Origin of the sequence: Paenibacillus macerans (assembly GCF_050565405.1) — a bacterium.
GTDB classification, from domain to species: Bacteria; Bacillota; Bacilli; order Paenibacillales; family Paenibacillaceae; genus Fontibacillus; species Fontibacillus macerans_B.
Genome location: NZ_JBNYYG010000007.1, coordinates 126,167 through 142,473, shown reverse-complemented (window position 1 = coordinate 142,473; position 16,307 = coordinate 126,167). Strand labels below are relative to the sequence as shown.

Annotated in this window: 18 protein-coding genes; 10 read left to right on the top strand and 8 right to left on the bottom strand. The window is 55.2% G+C overall.

From position 1 onward, the window contains the following. Positions 1-352: 352 nt before the first annotated feature. Complete coding sequence (gene cmpA, locus ACQ4N8_RS07800; RefSeq protein ID WP_430703772.1) at positions 353-490, top strand: cortex morphogenetic protein CmpA; 138 nt, start codon at positions 353-355, stop codon at positions 488-490. Between the two features lie 327 nt (positions 491-817). After that, positions 818-1,501 carry a Crp/Fnr family transcriptional regulator gene (locus ACQ4N8_RS07795; protein WP_430703771.1) on the top strand — a complete coding sequence of 228 codons (684 nt, stop codon included), beginning with the start codon at positions 818-820 and terminating at the stop codon, positions 1,499-1,501. Between the two features lie 107 nt (positions 1,502-1,608). Here ACQ4N8_RS07795 and ACQ4N8_RS07790 read toward each other — a convergent pair whose 3' ends face one another. Both ACQ4N8_RS07790 and ACQ4N8_RS07785 read right to left on the bottom strand, forming a co-directional pair. After that, positions 1,609-3,843 (bottom strand): Tex family protein, encoded by a 2,235-nt coding sequence (locus ACQ4N8_RS07790; RefSeq protein ID WP_430703770.1) that lies wholly within the window; start codon positions 3,841-3,843, stop codon positions 1,609-1,611. 149 nt (positions 3,844-3,992) lie between these two features. Then, positions 3,993-4,346 carry a DUF4190 domain-containing protein gene (locus ACQ4N8_RS07785; protein ID WP_430703769.1) on the bottom strand — a complete coding sequence of 118 codons (354 nt, stop codon included), beginning with the start codon at positions 4,344-4,346 and terminating at the stop codon, positions 3,993-3,995. Positions 4,347-4,612: 266 nt separating this feature from the next. On the opposite strand from ACQ4N8_RS07785, the gene ACQ4N8_RS07780 reads away from it, so the two are divergent. Genes ACQ4N8_RS07780 through ACQ4N8_RS07770 form a run of 3 tightly spaced genes read left to right on the top strand, consistent with a single transcriptional unit; the run spans position 4,613 to position 7,907 of the window. Next, positions 4,613-6,037, top strand: coding sequence for an efflux RND transporter periplasmic adaptor subunit (locus ACQ4N8_RS07780; protein ID WP_430703768.1), 1,425 nt, complete (start codon positions 4,613-4,615; stop codon positions 6,035-6,037). Next, positions 6,037-6,738, top strand: a complete 702-nt coding sequence (locus tag ACQ4N8_RS07775; protein ID WP_430703767.1) for an ABC transporter ATP-binding protein — start codon at positions 6,037-6,039, stop codon at positions 6,736-6,738. Before ACQ4N8_RS07780 ends, ACQ4N8_RS07775 begins: the two co-directional genes overlap by 1 nt. Further along, a complete protein-coding gene (locus tag ACQ4N8_RS07770; RefSeq protein ID WP_430703766.1) occupies positions 6,735-7,907 on the top strand; it encodes an ABC transporter permease in 1,173 nt (390 codons plus the stop codon). Before ACQ4N8_RS07775 ends, ACQ4N8_RS07770 begins: the two co-directional genes overlap by 4 nt. Positions 7,908-8,076: 169 nt before the next feature. On the opposite strand, the gene ACQ4N8_RS07765 is transcribed toward ACQ4N8_RS07770, so the two are convergent. The 5 genes from ACQ4N8_RS07765 to ACQ4N8_RS07745 all read right to left on the bottom strand — a co-directional run bounded on the left by ACQ4N8_RS07765 (position 8,077) and on the right by ACQ4N8_RS07745 (position 12,104). Next, complete coding sequence (locus ACQ4N8_RS07765) at positions 8,077-8,364, bottom strand: hypothetical protein (protein ID WP_430703765.1); 288 nt, start codon at positions 8,362-8,364, stop codon at positions 8,077-8,079. A gap of 154 nt (positions 8,365-8,518) precedes the next feature. Beyond that, positions 8,519-8,869: a type II toxin-antitoxin system PemK/MazF family toxin gene (locus ACQ4N8_RS07760; RefSeq protein WP_059046614.1), complete on the bottom strand. Its 351-nt coding sequence runs from the start codon at positions 8,867-8,869 to the stop codon at positions 8,519-8,521. Between the two features lie 3 nt (positions 8,870-8,872). Continuing rightward, the gene (locus ACQ4N8_RS07755; protein WP_430703764.1) at positions 8,873-9,154 is read right to left on the bottom strand and encodes a CopG family ribbon-helix-helix protein; all 282 of its coding nucleotides are present in this window, start codon (positions 9,152-9,154) and stop codon (positions 8,873-8,875) included. Positions 9,155-9,403: 249 nt separating this feature from the next. Further along, positions 9,404-10,585, bottom strand: a complete 1,182-nt coding sequence (alr, locus tag ACQ4N8_RS07750; protein ID WP_430703763.1) for an alanine racemase — start codon at positions 10,583-10,585, stop codon at positions 9,404-9,406. A gap of 394 nt (positions 10,586-10,979) precedes the next feature. Beyond that, on the bottom strand, positions 10,980-12,104 hold the full coding sequence (locus tag ACQ4N8_RS07745; RefSeq protein WP_430703762.1) for a LolA family protein: 1,125 nt from the start codon (positions 12,102-12,104) through the stop codon (positions 10,980-10,982). 241 nt (positions 12,105-12,345) lie between these two features. On the opposite strand from ACQ4N8_RS07745, the gene ACQ4N8_RS07740 reads away from it, so the two are divergent. The 4 genes from ACQ4N8_RS07740 to ACQ4N8_RS07725 are packed head-to-tail and all read left to right on the top strand — an operon-like array spanning position 12,346 to position 15,000. After that, the gene (locus ACQ4N8_RS07740; RefSeq protein ID WP_430703761.1) at positions 12,346-12,783 is read left to right on the top strand and encodes a LytTR family DNA-binding domain-containing protein; all 438 of its coding nucleotides are present in this window, start codon (positions 12,346-12,348) and stop codon (positions 12,781-12,783) included. Between the two features lie 12 nt (positions 12,784-12,795). Beyond that, positions 12,796-13,245, top strand: coding sequence for a DUF3021 family protein (locus ACQ4N8_RS07735; RefSeq protein ID WP_430703760.1), 450 nt, complete (start codon positions 12,796-12,798; stop codon positions 13,243-13,245). After that, a complete protein-coding gene (locus ACQ4N8_RS07730; RefSeq protein ID WP_430703759.1) occupies positions 13,229-14,146 on the top strand; it encodes an ATP-binding cassette domain-containing protein in 918 nt (305 codons plus the stop codon). The genes ACQ4N8_RS07735 and ACQ4N8_RS07730 overlap by 17 nt, the downstream gene beginning before the upstream one ends. Beyond that, positions 14,146-15,000, top strand: a complete 855-nt coding sequence (locus tag ACQ4N8_RS07725; protein ID WP_430703758.1) for an ABC transporter permease — start codon at positions 14,146-14,148, stop codon at positions 14,998-15,000. Before ACQ4N8_RS07730 ends, ACQ4N8_RS07725 begins: the two co-directional genes overlap by 1 nt. Here the strand turns inward: ACQ4N8_RS07725 and ACQ4N8_RS07720 are convergent, their stop codons facing one another. After that, on the bottom strand, positions 15,001-15,600 hold the full coding sequence (locus ACQ4N8_RS07720) for a TetR/AcrR family transcriptional regulator (RefSeq protein ID WP_430703757.1): 600 nt from the start codon (positions 15,598-15,600) through the stop codon (positions 15,001-15,003). A gap of 120 nt (positions 15,601-15,720) precedes the next feature. Between ACQ4N8_RS07720 and ACQ4N8_RS07715 the strand changes: the two genes are divergently transcribed. After that, on the top strand, positions 15,721-16,278 hold the full coding sequence (locus tag ACQ4N8_RS07715) for a hypothetical protein (protein ID WP_430703756.1): 558 nt from the start codon (positions 15,721-15,723) through the stop codon (positions 16,276-16,278). Positions 16,279-16,307 lie beyond the last annotated feature (29 nt).

The following is a 16,307-nucleotide window of genomic DNA, read 5'->3' as shown; positions in this document are numbered from 1 at the left end:
CACCGGACTTCGAGGGTGAATGCAAGATTCGACGCCGACTCGGCTTCGTAGCAATGCTTCGTGATCAAAAGCCGGAATTTTAGCTAAATCTCCAATCAAGGCTAAAATTCCGGCTTTTCAGCACCGAGAAGGTTGCGTAAACCCGAAGAAGGAGGAGCGCAGTGTAGGTGTAGCCTACATGAGCACCGGACTTCGAGGGTGAATGCAAGATTCGACGCCGACTCGGCTTCGTAGCAATGCTTCGTGATCAAAAGCCGGAATTTTAGCTTCCTTTATGGGGGGACTTGCACGGATTGGGGGAATGCCCCATACCCTATTCATACCAAAGGGATTGCCGGAGGAGGAGATACGCGTGCCTAATTGGCTCAGCAATCAAATCATGCGTGCCTTTAACAAGAGGGATCGTCGCCAGATTCGGCTGCTTAACGATTGCTGGTTTTTTTATTACAGCCGCCGGAATAACCAAAGCGAAAACAGCAACCTGCAATAGCGTTGATAGGGGCGACTTCAACCACGGTCGGCAAAAAACGGCGTAGCGCGCCCCGCTTTACACTTGACCGATGACCCGTATAGCTGCTCCGAGAAAATAACTGGAAATCCTCCAGTTATTTTTCGTTATTAGCCGCTTTTTTGCCGAATTAGCCGGACCTCCCTTTAATCGTTGAAGGAAACGATCGAATCATCGCGAATTATAAAACCGTAATCCATGCTACGAAATAGGAGGAAAGTCATGTTTCTGCCGCTTTCCCCCTTGGCAACACCGCTCAAAAAACGGGTCTTTGGGTCTGACGCATTTTTTGAAAGAGGAGGCTTAACGATGAACGACTTGGACTTAATCCGGAGCTTTCCTTATTTCGAACATCTGGACAAGGATGACTTGGCCAAAATGGCTCCGTTGTTTCTGACCCGGGATTACGATAAAGGAACTACGATTTTCTGGGAGGGTGAGGAAGGCGATGAACTGTACCTGGTTCAATCCGGCCTCATTCATGTCTACCGGAACGACGAGAATCGGGAAATCATTTTGGCGGTGTTGAGCGAGGGTGATTTTTTGGGGGAAATGGCGCTGCTGGAAAGCATTCAAGTCCGTTCCGCTTCCGCGCGGGCGATTGAGAAATCCGTCCTGTACGTACTGAAACAAAGGGATTTCGTCGAATTGCTCACCCAGAATCCCATCATCACGCTGAATATTCTGGAGACTACCCTGGGACGTTTGCGAAAAGCCAACGAGCTGATCATGGATCTGACGTTGCTCGATGCCCGGACGCGGATCTTAAGAACCTTGCTGCGCCTGATGGAGCAGCATGGAACGCCGAAACCGGACGGCACGCTGATCGCCTTCAAGCTGACTCACCAGCAGTTGGCCGATATGTCCGGGACCGTACGGGAAACGGTCACGAAGGTCATGCTGGAGCTGCAATACAGCGAACTGATCCGGGTAGAAAAAAAGATGATCCTTGTCCCCGATACGGATAAACTTAGGCAAACCGCCGGATTATAGAATAGCGATATCGGCCGTAGCGGCGGCAGCGGCACGGTGTGCGGAACGAATAAATAGAGCCGGAACGCAGGAGAACTCCCTCGCGTTCCGGCTCTTGTCGCATGGGTTTATTGTGCCGCTTGTCCGGCGGGTTTGCGCATCGTCAAACCTACCCGGCCTTTTTTGACGTCCACGTTCAGCACCCAGACGGTTACGTTATCGCCGACGGAAACGACGTCCATCGGATGCTTGACGTAGCCGTTGCTGAGCTGGGAAATGTGAACCAAACCGTCGTTTTTGATCCCGATATCGACGAAAGCGCCGAAGTCGATCACGTTGCGCACCGTGCCCTGCAGCTCCATGCCCGGCACCAGGTCCTCGATCTTCAGCACGTCCGTCCTGAAAATCGGCAGCGGCAGTTCCTCGCGGGGATCCCGTCCGGGGCGCTGCAGGCTCTCGAGAATATCCCGCAGGGTCGGCACGCCGACTTCCAGACGGGGTGCCAGCTCGCTCGGGTTAAGCGCGGCCAACTTGCCGTTCAGCTCCTTGGTGCCAAGCTGCGCCAGCCCGACGCCCAGCTCGGCGAACAGGCGGTTCACCACGTCGTAAGACTCGGGGTGAATCGGCGTCCGGTCGAGCGGATGCTCGCCTTCCGCGATGCGGAGAAAGCCGACGCATTGCTCGAACGTTTTGGCGCCTAGCCGCGGCACCTTTTGCAGCTGCTTCCGGCTGCGAAAACGGCCGTTCTCCTCGCGGAACTTGACGATGTTTTTGGCCGTCGTGGCGTTGACGCCCGAGACGTAGGACAGCAGCGCCGGCGATGCCGTATTGACGTCCACGCCGACATGGTTGACGGCCGATTCCACGACGTTCTTCAAGCTTTCGTCGAGATGCTTCTGGGATACGTCATGCTGATATTGCCCCACGCCGATCGCCTTCGGCTCGATTTTGACCAGCTCCGCCAACGGGTCCTGCAGCCGCCGCGCAATGGACACGGCGCTCCGTTCGGCGACGTCCAGGTCCGGGAATTCCTCCTGGGCCAGCTTGGAGGCCGAATACACGCTCGCCCCCGCCTCGTTGACGATCAGGTACGCCAGATTGCGGTCCTTGCCCTTTCGCTCGGCGATCACTTCCGCCACGAACTGCTCCGTCTCGCGCGAGGCGGTGCCGTTGCCGATCACGATCAGCCCCACCGCGTATTTGTCGATCAGCTCGTGAAACTTGGCCGCGGCCTCCCGCTTCTTATTGTTCGGCGGCGTCGGATAGGTCACCGCTACCTCCAGCAGCTTGCCCGTGTCGTCGACGACGGCGAGTTTGCATCCGGTCCGGTACGCCGGGTCGACGCCAAGCACGTTCTGGCCGCGGACGGGCGGCTGCAGCAGCAGGCTGCGCAAATTGCCGGCAAAGATCGAAATCGCCTGGCCTTCCGCCTTCTCCGTCAACTCGCCGCGGACCTCCCGCTCGATCGAAGGCGCGATCAGTCGCTTATAAGCATCTTCGATCACCGCCTGCAAGAGATGTTCCGTCGCGGAACGGCCTTGGATCACCCGGCCGGCGATATGGCGGCAAATCGGCTCGGCCTCGACTTCCAGCGTCACCTTCAGCACGTTCTCCCGCTCGCCGCGGTTCATGGCGAGGATGCGGTGGGACGGCATTTTTTGGGCTGCCTCCCTATAGTCGTAATACATCTCGTACACGGATTCCTCTTCCGGCGACTTTGCCTCGGATACCATCATGCCGTGGTCCATCGTATACTTGCGGACCCAGGCCCGGGTAGCGGCTTCGTCGGCGACCATCTCGGCCACGATATCCATCGCCCCTTGCAGCGCCTCCTCGGCCGTCTCCACTCCGTTCTCGATCCCGGCAGCTTGCACGTATCCCGCCGCCTCGCCGAGCGGATCCCCCTGCTTCGGTTGGGACAGCAGCCATTCGGCCAGCGGCTCCAGGCCTTTCTCCTTGGCTACGCTCGCCCGCGTTTTTCTTTTTTGCCGGTAAGGACGGTACAGGTCTTCCACTTCCTGCAGCTTGACCGCTTTGGCAATTGCCGCCGCCAGCTCGTCCGTCAGCTTTCCTTGCTCGTCGATGATCCGGACGACTTCCTTTTTCCGTTCCTCCAGGTTTCTCAAATACTGCGCACGTTCCTCGATATCGCGCAGCTGGTTTTCGTCCAGCTCCCCGGTCATTTCCTTCCGGTAGCGGGCGATAAACGGAATCGTGTTGCCTTCGTCCAGCAGCCCGACCGTCGTTCGCACCTGCTTCAGGGACAAGCCCAATTCCCTGGCGATTTGGGCAACGATCCGCTCCTGTTCCCCAGCATCGACCGCACCTTGTCCAACTGTTCCGTTCGTGTCCGTTTGCGCCAATGTAATCCCTCTTTCATTCTGAAAATACTAATGTTTCTATTATCACAAACTTTGCAGTCCTTTTCCAGCGCCCCTTGTCGAAACACCCCTCCAAAAAGAATAAACACCGCGCCCAGGGCGTCGGTGCTTACCGTTCAATTGAAGCCGGATTAAAAGGAGGAATACGGATCGGGCGATGCCGCAAACGCCAGCAAAGCGATAACCACGATCAGCAAGATTATGCCGTAAAGGGCGGTTCCGATAATGCCGCACACGAGGCCGGCCACGCTTAAGCCTTTGCCTTGCTCGTTCGTGCGTTTAATTTCCTTGAACGACAGGCTGGAGAACACGATGGCCACGATCCCCAAAATAAAGCCGACGTAAGGAATGACGATCGAAAGGATGCCCAGCACCAGCGAAGCGATCGATTTGCCGTTCGTTTTTGGCGGAGTCGGCGGCACCGCGGGCGGATATTGATTAAAAGTCGAATAAGAATAAGGCGTATCAGACGGACGTTGATCCATGAAAAAAGGTCCTCCCCAGAAATAAATGCGATCCGAACAAGCTTTCCAGATCTGTTAGTTAACTTTATTGTACTTGATCTATAACTAGGATGCCATGAAATATTTTACCGCCCGCCTCCCGCCCTGGAGATTCTCTCAGAAAACTTTCAGCTATGGTTCAGGTTCGTCTCATCTTCATCGTTTACAATAAACCACGACTTGCACATAAGTCTCGGATCCGCGCGAAAAGAGATGTTCAAAACTTGGGGGAAAGTTGGAGTGATACGATGAGAAAAAAATGGTTGTGGATCGGTATCGGAGCCTTGGCCTTAGGCATCTTGGCCCTCGTTCTGGCGTTGACGTTTCCGGGCAAGCAGAATAAAACGGTCGCGGCCGTCCAGAATACGACCCGGGTCAGCAAGGGCGACATTACCGTCAGCGTATCCGGATCGGGGTCCATCGTGTCCACCGAAAGCGAGACCGTGCGTACCAAGGATGAAGGCAAAGTCAGCGACGTGCTCGTGAAAGCGGGCGACGTGGTCAAAAAAGGGCAAGTCCTGCTTACGTTCGAGGGCACTGATAACTCCGATACCATCAAAGCGCAGCAAACCTCGCTGGCATCGCAAAAATTGGACCTGTCCGATTTGCAGGAACAGTTTAAGCGCCAGGTTCAAGAAGGGGCGGACGAGCAAACGCTAAACGCCACCAAAAAATCGATCGCCAAGCAGGAGCTGAACATCGGCAACACCGAAACGGAAATCGCCAAGCTGGAGGAAGAGAGAATCCCGCCGGATCCTTTGACGTCGCCGATCGACGGGACCATTACCAGCGTGAACATCACGGCAGGCGAGCAGGCCAAAAACGGTGGCGAACTGTTCGTGATCAACGATTATCAGAAGCTCAGCGTCAAGATCCAGGTGGACGAGCTGGATATCCCGAACGTGAAAGTGGGCATGAAATCCGACGTACAGGTAGATGCCCTGGCGGATCAAACGTTCGAAGGCGAAGTGTCGGAGATCGCCAACGAAGGGGTTTCCTCCAACGGCGTCTCCTTGTTTGACGTCACGATCGCGCTTAGCGATTCGAATGGCGTTCGGGTCGGCATGTCGGCCGAAGCGACGATCATCATCGATGAGAAAAAAGACGTCCTGACCCTGCCCATTGAAGCGGTGCAGCAGCGGGGGGACCGGTATGTGGTGATTCTGCCGGGATCCGGTACCGGAACGGACGGCGCTGAAGGCACCGACGCGGCGGGAACCGCTGCCGCCGGGCGCGGAGCGGGCAGAGCGGGCCAGGCCGGCGAGTCGACTGAAGGCACGGATGCCGCAACCCAGGCACCGCCGGAGGCAAACGCCGGCACTCCTTCGGCGGGCGCTGACGCCGGGCAAACGGCAACCCGCCAGGGCCGCGCTTCCGGCACGACCGCCGGAATGAACGGACAATTCAAAGCAGTCGAAGTCGGCGTGCATAACGAAAGCCTGATCGAAATCGTCAGCGGCCTCAGCGAAGGCGAAGAAGTCGTGATCCCTACCGTCATGGGCTCCACCCCTGCCAATACCGGCGCGCAGCAGCAGATGATGCGCGGAACCATGGGCGGCGCAGGCTTCGGCGGCGGTGGAGCCGGCTTCGGAGGAGCAGGAGGCGGAGGCTTCAGCGGAGGCACCACCCCTGCAGGCGGAGGAGGCGGCTTCAGCGGCGGGGGTGGGAGATAATGGCCACGGCACCGTACCCGCTGATCGAAGTCCGCAACCTTGGACACGGCTACATGATGGCCGGCGAAATGATGACCGTGCTGCATGACGTCAGCTTTCAAGTCCGCCACGGCGAATTCGTCGCCATCATCGGCCCCTCCGGCTCGGGCAAATCGACGCTGATGAATATGCTGGGCTGCCTCGACGTAGCCAATGAAGGATCCTACCTGCTGGACGGACAGGACGTGCGCCAATTGTCCGACAACAAACTGGCGACGATCCGCAATGAGAAGATCGGGTTTATTTTCCAACAGTTTAACCTGCTGCCGAAATTATCCGCCTTCGAAAACGTCGAGCTCCCGCTCATTTACCGGAACGTTCCCCACAAGGAACGCAAAAAAGCGGCGGAGGAATCGCTCCGCCTCGTCGGCCTCGAGGACCGAATGCACCACCGCCCTTCCGAATTGTCGGGCGGGCAGCAGCAGCGCGTGGCGATCGCCCGCGCCATCGCCGGCTCGCCGCCGATGCTGCTCGCCGACGAGCCGACCGGCGCGCTGGACAGCAAAACCGGGGTCGAAGTGATGGAGAAGATGAAGGAGCTGAATGCGCTCGGGCATACCATCATTATCATCACCCATGATCTTTCCATCGCCGAGCAGGCCAAACGGGTCATCAGCATCCAAGACGGCAACATCGTAGAAGATCGGGGGAACCGGGCATGAATCTCCTCCAAAGCATCAAGATGGCCTGGAAAAGCATCATCGGCGCCAAAATCAGATCTTTCCTGACCATGTTAGGCATCATCATCGGCGTTTCGTCCGTCATTACGCTTGTATCCGTCGGGCAAGGTACGACCTCGCAAATTACCGAGCAACTCGAAGGCTTGGGCACGGATTTGCTTACGGTCAATATCATGGGCCGGGGCAGCACGACGTCGCTCTCTTTCGAGGAAGCGATGGATTTGGCCGATATCGAAGGAGTCAAGGCGGTTTCCCCCGTCATCAGCGGCTCCGTAACCGCCAAGAAAGGAACGGCCAACGAGAGCCTCTCCGTGGAAGGCATCGCGCCATCCTACGAAGAGGTCCAGGATTTCCATGTCCAAGCCGGACGTTATATCGTCGATCTGGACAACGAGTTCCGCATGAAGGTCGCGCTCATCGGCACCGAAGCGGCCAGCACCTTTTTCGGGACGGACAATCCGGTCGGACAAACCATCCAGCTCAACGGCACCAGCTTTAAAATCGTCGGCCTGTTGGAATCGAAAGGCTCAAGCCTGACGGCCTCCAACGACAACAAGCTGTTGATCCCGATCGGCACGGCGGAACGTTTCCTGCAAAGCCGCGGCGTCCGCTCGATCACCGTGCAGGTGGAAGATACCACGCAGATCGATGCGGTCAAGACGTCGCTGGAAGCGACCTTGGACAAAAAATTCCTGAACGCCGACAATGCCTACAGCATCTTCAATTCGCAGGAAATGCTGGACACCTTGAACTCGACGACGCAGATGCTGTCCTTGGCGCTCGGCGGCATCGCCGGCATTTCGCTGCTGGTCGGGGGCATCGGGATCATGAATATCATGCTCGTTTCCGTCAGCGAACGTACGCGGGAAATCGGGGTACGCAAAGCGATCGGAGCCAAGAAGCGGGATATTCTCATGCAGTTTATGGTGGAGTCCACGGCGCTCAGCGGCTTCGGCGGCCTGATCGGCATCGGGCTCGGGTATGGGGCCAGCGCCTTGATCGGGCACTACTCGACGCTCACGACGGCCGTTTCGTTTCCGATCGTCATCATCGCCTTCGGCTTCTCCTTGTTCATCGGCGTCGTCTTCGGGATGATCCCGGCCAACAAGGCCGCGAAGCTTCGTCCGATTTACGCGCTGCGGACCGATTAAAAAGCCCGGAACATTCGCACTATAGGAGCCCGCTCAATATCGTACCGTATATCCATCCGCTCACCAGGAACGGGATATGCCGCGTTAACCCCAACAACCAAAAAGTGCCAGCCGCAAGGACCTTGCCCTTGTCGGCTAGCACTTTTTTGCTATACCCGCTGCCGTAGTTTCAGCTTACCCCGTATACGGAGGCCATGCAGTCCACGAACATCCGGTTGTATTCCTGCCGGGACAGGTCCTTGTTGCTTTGAATGTCCCGCCCGAGGAATTCGTACCAGGTAATTTCGACCTGATCCTTCTTGTACACGAATTTGCCGTTCTCCAGCGAAAACTTGTCGTTCTCGTAAGGCAGTACATTTGCGTAATCCAGCTGGTTCCCCTGCTGCTCCGCCACGAACGTGGCCAGCAAAATCAACATTTTAAAAGGATCGTCATACATTTCATATTGACCGGTCATCGGCAACCTCTCCTTGTTCTGGGATTGTCTTCATCGTACTTGATCGGCCGCCGGCTTTAAATAGCAAAATTATGCGATCCTATGAAAATAATAAGACGCTCCGGGAATGCCCTCCGGAACGTCGTTTCAGCATGTAGGCGCATAGCTCAAAAAATCAAAAATCGATTAAACCGAGACTGATGAGCAGCGAATCGTTGACCTTCTTCATCGTCTCATCGTCCAAATGGGTTATTTTATCCGTTAATCTTTGTTTGTCGATCGTTCGAATTTGCTCCAGCAAGATGACGGAATCCCTGTCAAATCCGTGCGTAGCCGCGTCAATCTCAACATGCGTCGGCAATTTCGCCTTCTGGATTTGCGCCGTAATAGCGGCAACAATCGCCGTTGGGCTGAATCGATTGCCGATATCATTCTGGATGATAAGCACAGGTCTAACCCCACCCTGTTCGGAACCGACTACAGGGGAAAGGTCTGCAAAAAATACGTCGCCGCGCTTTACGATCAATGTTTACACCCCGCTTACTAGGCGGTCCAGAGTGATGTCTGCATCTTCCTCCGCGTGGAACGCTTCGGAGGCCATGGATAAATTGATTTTTGCCATCTCCATATATCCGCGCTGCATCGATTCGCGAATGAAACGTTTCTTCCGTTCGCCCAGATACAGCTTCATGGCCTGCCTGATCAGCTCGCTGCGGTTGGAATTCTCCATCGCAACGATTCCATCCACTTCCTGCAAAAGATGATCCGGCAAACTGATCATGATTCTTTTGGTGTTGTGCATATTGGCCATCTTAACTTCCACCCCCAAAACCTTGTCGACCCTGATTCCCTGACATTAAGTATAACATTATTCAAGGAAATTTATACAAAACAAATATATGCCGAAAGTATATCAAGTATGCTGCATTCCATTATAAACAAAAATGGCAACGCCGTACATACCAGATCATTTCCATGTTTGTTGTATTCGCTAGACCCGGCATAAATTCCTTCATTCGGGGAAAAGTTTTGTTGAATTTTGTCTGCCGCTCCATTTTTCTTACAGCAGCGGGTTGACCAAAACGTCAGGTTCGCCCTGTCGTTTATATACTCGGGGTACACGATGGGCCAGCATGCAAATCAGCTCGTAATGGATCGTTCCCAGTGCGGATGCCAGCTCCCCGGCGGTAATTTCCTCGCCGGATTGCCGGCCGATGAGTACAACCTCCTCGCCGGCTTGAATTTCTTCGGCTTCCTCAGCCAAAGCTTGAAGCGAAACCATACATTGGTCCATGCAAATCGTTCCGACTACAGGGACGCGGCTTCCGCGTATCAGTACTTGCGCCTTCCCGCTAAGCATCCGCGAATATCCGTCGGCATAACCGATCGGCAGGGTGGCGATTCTCTCCTCCCGCCGCGTGACGTACCTCGCTCCGTAACTGATCGCCGAGTGCGGAGGCAGCGTTTTGACCCGCACCGCTTCCGTTTTGAGCGACAGAATGGGAGTCAGCCGCACTTCGTCGCGGCGAACCTCGTCGGACGGATACAAGCCGTATAAAGCGATGCCGATTCTGACCATCTGCACCGACAATTCCGGCAGGTCAATGGCGATGGCGCTGTTACCCGTATGTATGATCGGGATGCGAATATCGTGCTCCCGCAGCGCGTCCACCACGCCCTGAAAACGGCGGAACTGTTCCAATGTATAGCTCTTGTCTTCCTCGTCCGCCGTGGCATAGTGGGTAAACAAGCCCTCCACTTCCACCTGCGGAACCTGCATGGCCTTGCGTACGAAGGCAACCGCCCCGTCTCCGGGCAGTAGGCCGACACGTCCCATGCCGGAGTCGATTTTGATATGGACCTTCAGCTTATGCGGGAACTCGGCCGGATCTATCGCTTCGATAGCTTCGAGCACATCCTCGCTGAATACGTTCAGCGTAACATCATGCTCCCATGCCGTGCGTACCCCGTACGGCGGCGTGTATCCGAGCACAAGAATCGGCAGGCGAATTCCGGCGTGCCTCAGTTCAAGCGCTTCATCCAAAAAAGCGACGCTGAGATAATCCGCTCCGATCCGCTCCAATTCCATAGCCACGGGCACGGCACCGTGTCCATAAGCATTAGCTTTCACACATGCCAGCATTTTCATGTCTGCCGGCTGTCTTCTCCGCAATTCGTCAAAATTGCGGCTTAGCGCGTCCAAATCGATTTCCGCATGGGTAGGTCGATACTTCACTTGCACTTCTAGGTCACCTTCTCCAAAGATTGAGAGTCCAAATATCCTGAGCAATACTACTTATGGTAAAGGGCCGGGGTGCGGCTGTCAATTCTGCAAAAGAACCCATTTGTTGGAGGAGAAAGCGTCCAGATTAAAGTACAAGTTCAAAAAGTGAGGTTTTTAGCACCGAGAAGGTTGGATGAAGCTAGGGTCTGAGTAGCGGAGCGTAGCTGGAGGCTACGTGAGCAACGTAAGGCCCGGCTGAATTCAAGATTCGATGCCGATTAAGCTCCATGATTCTACTTCGTGATAAAAAGATGACTTTTTGAACAACCATTGAAGACAAAAAGAGGCGAATAGACGGGTCCGGCAGGATAAAGCCTCTCTGCCGGAACTACCGCAATCCGCCTATTCTCCATTATTTACCCGTTTGATCCTGCATAGAAGCGGCGATCTTGACCATTTCGGTCACCGGCAGGTTTTCGCTGGTGATCCGGAATTCCAGACCGTCGGTGGTCCAGGTCAAGGTTTGCAGCGCCTCGCCGGTCAAGAGACCCCACGTAAAGCCCATATCCACCAACTCGCCCGGCACCAGCGAAGCGGTACGATCCGGCGAACGCGTCTCCGACAGCGTAAACTGATATGTACCGTCGTAACGCTGCAGCACAGTGCTCCGTTCGGCGCCCTCTACTACCTTGTCATCCTTGTACACTACGCCATCCGGCAAATACGTTGGAATAATCACGCCGAAAGGTTCGGATAACGCCGGCGTTGCCGGCACTTCGCCATCCATCTCGCCGGAAGAGGCTTCGGTTCCGTCGCCTGCCGGCATATTGCCATCCGATGGCGATTTTTCCACGAGCATCCCGTTCTCATCGACCTCGAGCAGCGTGCCTTGGGAATCTTGCGCCGCCGTATCGAGATTATGCTGCATATCGAACGAGTTCTTGTCGAACTTGGCGTCGAAGTCGAATTTGTCGAATTTGACTTCCACGACCACCTTCGCTTCGGCATCCGATACCTGGACTTGCTTCGGCGCATAGTTGTTTTTGGCCAGCCAGATTTTTTGCCGCACTAGAGCATGGGTGTTGTAGTTGGCGGCGACTTCGAAAATGTAGCTGTCCTTGTCGCTTTCGAATTGCCGCGAGCTATCGCTCAAAATGCTGCGTGCCAACGTTTGGTACAGATACACTTGCCCTTGGTTCTCCGGCCAATCGCTTTGGAAACGGAAGCTCTTGTTGAGGCTTGGCGTCAGCACGTAAACGCCTTGTTCGTTGCGAAGCACGATTTGCGTGATGTCCTTCTGCGCATTCGTCAGGGCGATCCTGTAAAACGTCGGGTTTTGATACCATACTTCCACCTTGTACTCCTGAGGCTTGTCACCCGTGTAAAGCGTCATCGTGCCGGAGCCCTGATAACTCTCCAACTGGGTAACCACTTTGTCCAAATCCTTGACGACGCCGTCGGCGTCCTTTTTCCCGCATGCAGCCAACACTAGGCTTGAAATTATCACGATGGTCAGCATCCACGTGAAACGGCGCATGAGATCATCCCCTCTGCAGTTTGATTTCCTAAACTGATACATGTCTATGAGAGAACTTGGCCGATTATGCAGACTAGCCCCGGCCTGGCCGAAGACAAGTTCCCGGATGCATTTTACCCTGCCGCGGATGCAGCTTGCCGGTGACGGTATTGCGTCAGTAAAAATCGCCGTGATATGGTTAACTCACCAACCGGGCTTAAGCGGCCGCCGATTACCTAGGAACCCGAGGAGTGAAAATCCCTTGAAACTCATCATCGATCAATCGCTTGACCACGAGGACGTGGAAATTACCATCAAATGCAGGCTGATCGACGCCGACTTGGAGAAGCTGATCGCCCAGATTCGGCTGTACGGTTTTGCCATCACGGGGAAAAAGGACGGCGCCGTCCATCCCTTGCGGCTGGAAGACATCTATTATTTCGAATCCATCGACGACAAGACCTTTGCCTATTGCCAAAAGGATGTCTACGAATGCAGCCTGAAGCTCTACGAGCTCGAACAGCAGTTTGCCCAGGCCGATTTCGTGCGGATCAGCAAAAGCTGCATCTTGAACATCATGAAGCTGTCCAGCGTCCGGGCCTTAATCAACGGCCGGTTCGAGGCCAAGCTCGACAACGGGGAGAAGCTGATCATCAACCGCCATTACGTGCAGAGCTTTAAGGGAAAATTCGAGTTTTAGGAGGTGCGAAGAATGTTCAAACTTAAAAACTACCTCGTGACCGATTGCATCTCGTTTACGTTCGTCACGCTGGTCTATTCCATTCTGTCGTCGCTGGATGTGCTGCCTCCCTTTAAGACCGTGCTGGTATTCCAAATGTTTGCCATCACGACTTGCGTGGCCCTGCTCATGTTTTTGACCGACCGCATTCCCTGGAAAAGCCTGTGGCCTTCCATGGCCGTCGATATCCTTGTCGTGTTGCTGTCCGTATTTACGGTAGGGCCCTTGTTGCGCGTCTTTCCATTGAATTGGGCCAATTTCGCCGTGATCAGCGGGATGTCCCTCCTGGTGTACTTTGCCGTTTACGGCGTGCTGATGATCAAAGACCGCGCCGACGCGGACCGAATCAATCAACAGATTCAAACCATACAGAAGAACAAATTAAGGAGAGCGAGGGAAGAGGCCCATGAGCAAGATCATTGAAGTCGCCGGCCTTAGAAAATCGTTTGGTGCGCTCGAGGCGGTAAAAAAGATCGATTTTTACGTAGAGGAAGGAACGCTGTTTGCCTTTCTGGGACCCAACGGGGCGGGAAAGTCGACGACGATCGATATGATCACGACCGGGCTGCAGCCGGACGAAGGCGAGGTTAGGATCGGAGGATACCGTTTGGGCCGGGAAGATGACCGCATTCGGGCATCGATCGGAATCGTATTCCAGGACAGCCTGCTCGATCCGCTGTTGACGGTAGAAGAGAATTTGCAGGTACGGGGCAGCTTCTACGGCTTGTCGCGCATGGAGCTCAGAACGGCGATCGAAGCCGCGGCGGAGGCGTCCAATATCGCCGATTTCCTGAAACGGCCATACGGCAAGCTGTCCGGGGGGCAACGCCGGCGTGCCGATATCGCCCGCGCTTTGATCAATACGCCGAAGGTGCTATTCCTGGACGAGCCCACGACCGGCCTGGACCCGCAAACGCGCAAAAACGTATGGGAAATGGTCCTGAAGCTGCAGCGGGAACAGGGCATGACGGTTTTTCTCACCACGCATTACATGGAGGAAGCCGCCCAAGCCGACTACATCACCATCATCGACCACGGGGAAGTGTTGGCCAAAGGAACGCCGCTGGAGCTGAAAAACCGGCATGCCTCGGATATGCTGAAAATCAAGCCGGTTCATGACGGTGATTTGGAGGCTCTGCTCGTGGACCATGGCGTTGACTTCGACCGGGACGCCGCAGGGGTCTACCGGATCGCGCTGAATCACACCGTAGAGGCGCTTGGGATCATCGACCGCTGCCGGGACAATATTGCGAATGTCGAAATCATCAACGGAACGATGGACGACGTTTTTATCAACTTGACGGGAACGGAGGTAAGAAACTGATGCTTAGCATTGCGCAGCGAAATTTGAAGATCTTTTTCCGGGACCGCGCCGCCGTGTTGTTCTCCTTGCTGGCCGTCTTCATCATCCTGGGATTGTACGTCGTCTTTCTCGGCGACACCATCGCGGGTAGCCTGCCGGATATCGACGGCGTGAGCTTCCTTATCAACAGTTGGGTGCTTGCCGGGATTCTTGCCGTGACCTCCGTGACTTCGACGATGGGCGCATTCGGCATTATGGTCGAGGACCGCTCGCGAAAAATCCTCAAGGATTTCACTACGGCCCCGATACGCAGAAGCCGATTAACCGGCGGATACATACTCAGCGCCTGTTCCGTAGGCGTCATTATGAGCGTGGTCACCTTCATCCTTGGCGAGTTGTACATCCTGATGTTTGACGGGGAACTTCTGCCGCTCTTCGGCATGCTGAAAGTACTGGGCCTGATCATCCTATCCGTCTTGGCCAGCAGCTCGATCGTGTTTTTCATCACCACGTTCCTGCGCAGCCAAAACGCCTTCTCGGCGGCCAGCACGGTAATCGGCACGCTGATCGGCTTCCTGACCGGCATTTACGTGCCGATGGGCAGCCTGCCCGAAGCGGTACAGTGGGTGATCAAGGTGTTCCCCGTTTCGCATGCCGGCGTATTGATCCGCAGCGTCATGCTCGAGCGGTCGATGGTGGTGTCCTTCGCCGGCGCTCCCGTAGAGGCCAAAGCGGACTTCACGCAAAGCATGGGCGTAGTCTACCGATTCGGCGACTATACGGTAGAGAGCTGGTTAAGCATCGTGATTCTGCTGGCCACCACCTTGTTATTCTTCGGATTGTCCCTGCTCAACCTGTCGCGCAAAAACAAATGATCAGGTTTCCCCGGCCGCGTTCAAAATCGAGTCCAGATGATGGACCAGGACGCGGCTGATCTTGTCTTTATCGAGCCGCTGCGGATCGAGCAGCGCATGGAGCGCAATGCCGTCGATCAAGGCATACAAACGTTCCGTTTCCAGTTCATGATCGGCCCCCGCCTTGAATTGTCCGAAATGGGCCAGATAATCGATGATTTGCTTCATCAATGGATAGACCCCGTCGTGCATCGCGTAGAAACCCGGTTGCTTGTACCGGAAATAGGCCGTAAACGCCATCCACACCTCCATTTCCGCCCTCGTCTCCTCGCTGGTCGGCACCACCTCCAGCAAGATTCTCAGCACTTTCTCCCGCGGCGGCACGTTTAACCCGGAAATGACCGTAATCCGCGCCGTCGCTTTCTCCTTCACCAAATTCATCGCATAGAGCAGCAGTTCTTCCTGCGAGGCAAAATCATGGCGGAGGGCGCCGGGGGACAGTCCCGCCTCCTTGGCGATGTTTCTCACCGTCGCTCCCTCCATGCCCTGCTCCAGAATGACCCGCCATGTCGCTTCGGCTATGGTTTGTTTTCTTAGTTCATGATCTACTAGTTTCGGCATGCTTTCAGTTTACCAGCCCAGAGGCGGCAATACAATTTATTTAATACAGTTGTGTTATTTAAATGGAGATGCTACAATACTTCCGAAAAATAACTTTGATGAAATCTTTGGGGAGGAACCATGAACTTTGTTGCCTGGATGATCGTGGCCTGCGAGGTCGCCTTTTGGATCGTCATTATTGCGGGGTTAACGGTGCGTTATTTGCTTAAGCGTCCCAAGCTGGGACTTGCGCTGCTGGCCTTGACGCCGGCGATCGATTTGCTCTTGTTCGTCATCACCGGGGCGGATTTGTACAATGGAGCCGTGGCGACTACGGCGCACGCCATCGCCGCGGTCTACATCGGCGTGTCGATTGCCTTCGGCAAAAGCATGATCGATTGGGCCGACCGCCGGTTCCGTTACCTGGTAACCAAACAGGTAGAAGCCAAACCGGTAAAACGGTATGGCCTGGACTATGCCAAACATTATTTGCGGGGATTTCTGAGGCATGTCGTCTCTTATCTGATCGGCACCGGATTGCTGGTCGGCATGATTTATTTTATCCACGATCCCGGCCGCACCGAGGCATTAAGCGGGATTTTGAAAATGTGGTCCCTGGTGCTGGGAATCGATCTGATCATTACAGTGACTTATTTCATTTGGCCGCGGCAGGAAAAAAGCAAACCGGACCGGGCGTGACGCCAGATCCGGTTTCAGCAAGCAGAGGC

Coding starts and splice junctions, on each gene's coding strand:
- ACQ4N8_RS07780 (WP_430703768.1), top strand. CDS start 4,613: ATGAGAAAAAAATGGTTGTGGATCGGTATCGGAGCCTTGGCCTTAGGC.
- ACQ4N8_RS07755 (WP_430703764.1), bottom strand. CDS start 9,154: ATGGCCAATATGCACAACACCAAAAGAATCATGATCAGTTTGCCGGAT.
- ACQ4N8_RS07730 (WP_430703759.1), top strand. CDS start 13,229: ATGAGCAAGATCATTGAAGTCGCCGGCCTTAGAAAATCGTTTGGTGCG.
- ACQ4N8_RS07715 (WP_430703756.1), top strand. CDS start 15,721: ATGAACTTTGTTGCCTGGATGATCGTGGCCTGCGAGGTCGCCTTTTGG.
- ACQ4N8_RS07795 (WP_430703771.1), top strand. CDS start 818: ATGAACGACTTGGACTTAATCCGGAGCTTTCCTTATTTCGAACATCTG.
- ACQ4N8_RS07745 (WP_430703762.1), bottom strand. CDS start 12,104: ATGCGCCGTTTCACGTGGATGCTGACCATCGTGATAATTTCAAGCCTA.
- ACQ4N8_RS07770 (WP_430703766.1), top strand. CDS start 6,735: ATGAATCTCCTCCAAAGCATCAAGATGGCCTGGAAAAGCATCATCGGC.
- ACQ4N8_RS07785 (WP_430703769.1), bottom strand. CDS start 4,346: ATGGATCAACGTCCGTCTGATACGCCTTATTCTTATTCGACTTTTAAT.
- ACQ4N8_RS07725 (WP_430703758.1), top strand. CDS start 14,146: ATGCTTAGCATTGCGCAGCGAAATTTGAAGATCTTTTTCCGGGACCGC.
- ACQ4N8_RS07765 (WP_430703765.1), bottom strand. CDS start 8,364: ATGACCGGTCAATATGAAATGTATGACGATCCTTTTAAAATGTTGATT.
- ACQ4N8_RS07735 (WP_430703760.1), top strand. CDS start 12,796: ATGTTCAAACTTAAAAACTACCTCGTGACCGATTGCATCTCGTTTACG.
- ACQ4N8_RS07775 (WP_430703767.1), top strand. CDS start 6,037: ATGGCCACGGCACCGTACCCGCTGATCGAAGTCCGCAACCTTGGACAC.
- ACQ4N8_RS07720 (WP_430703757.1), bottom strand. CDS start 15,600: ATGCCGAAACTAGTAGATCATGAACTAAGAAAACAAACCATAGCCGAA.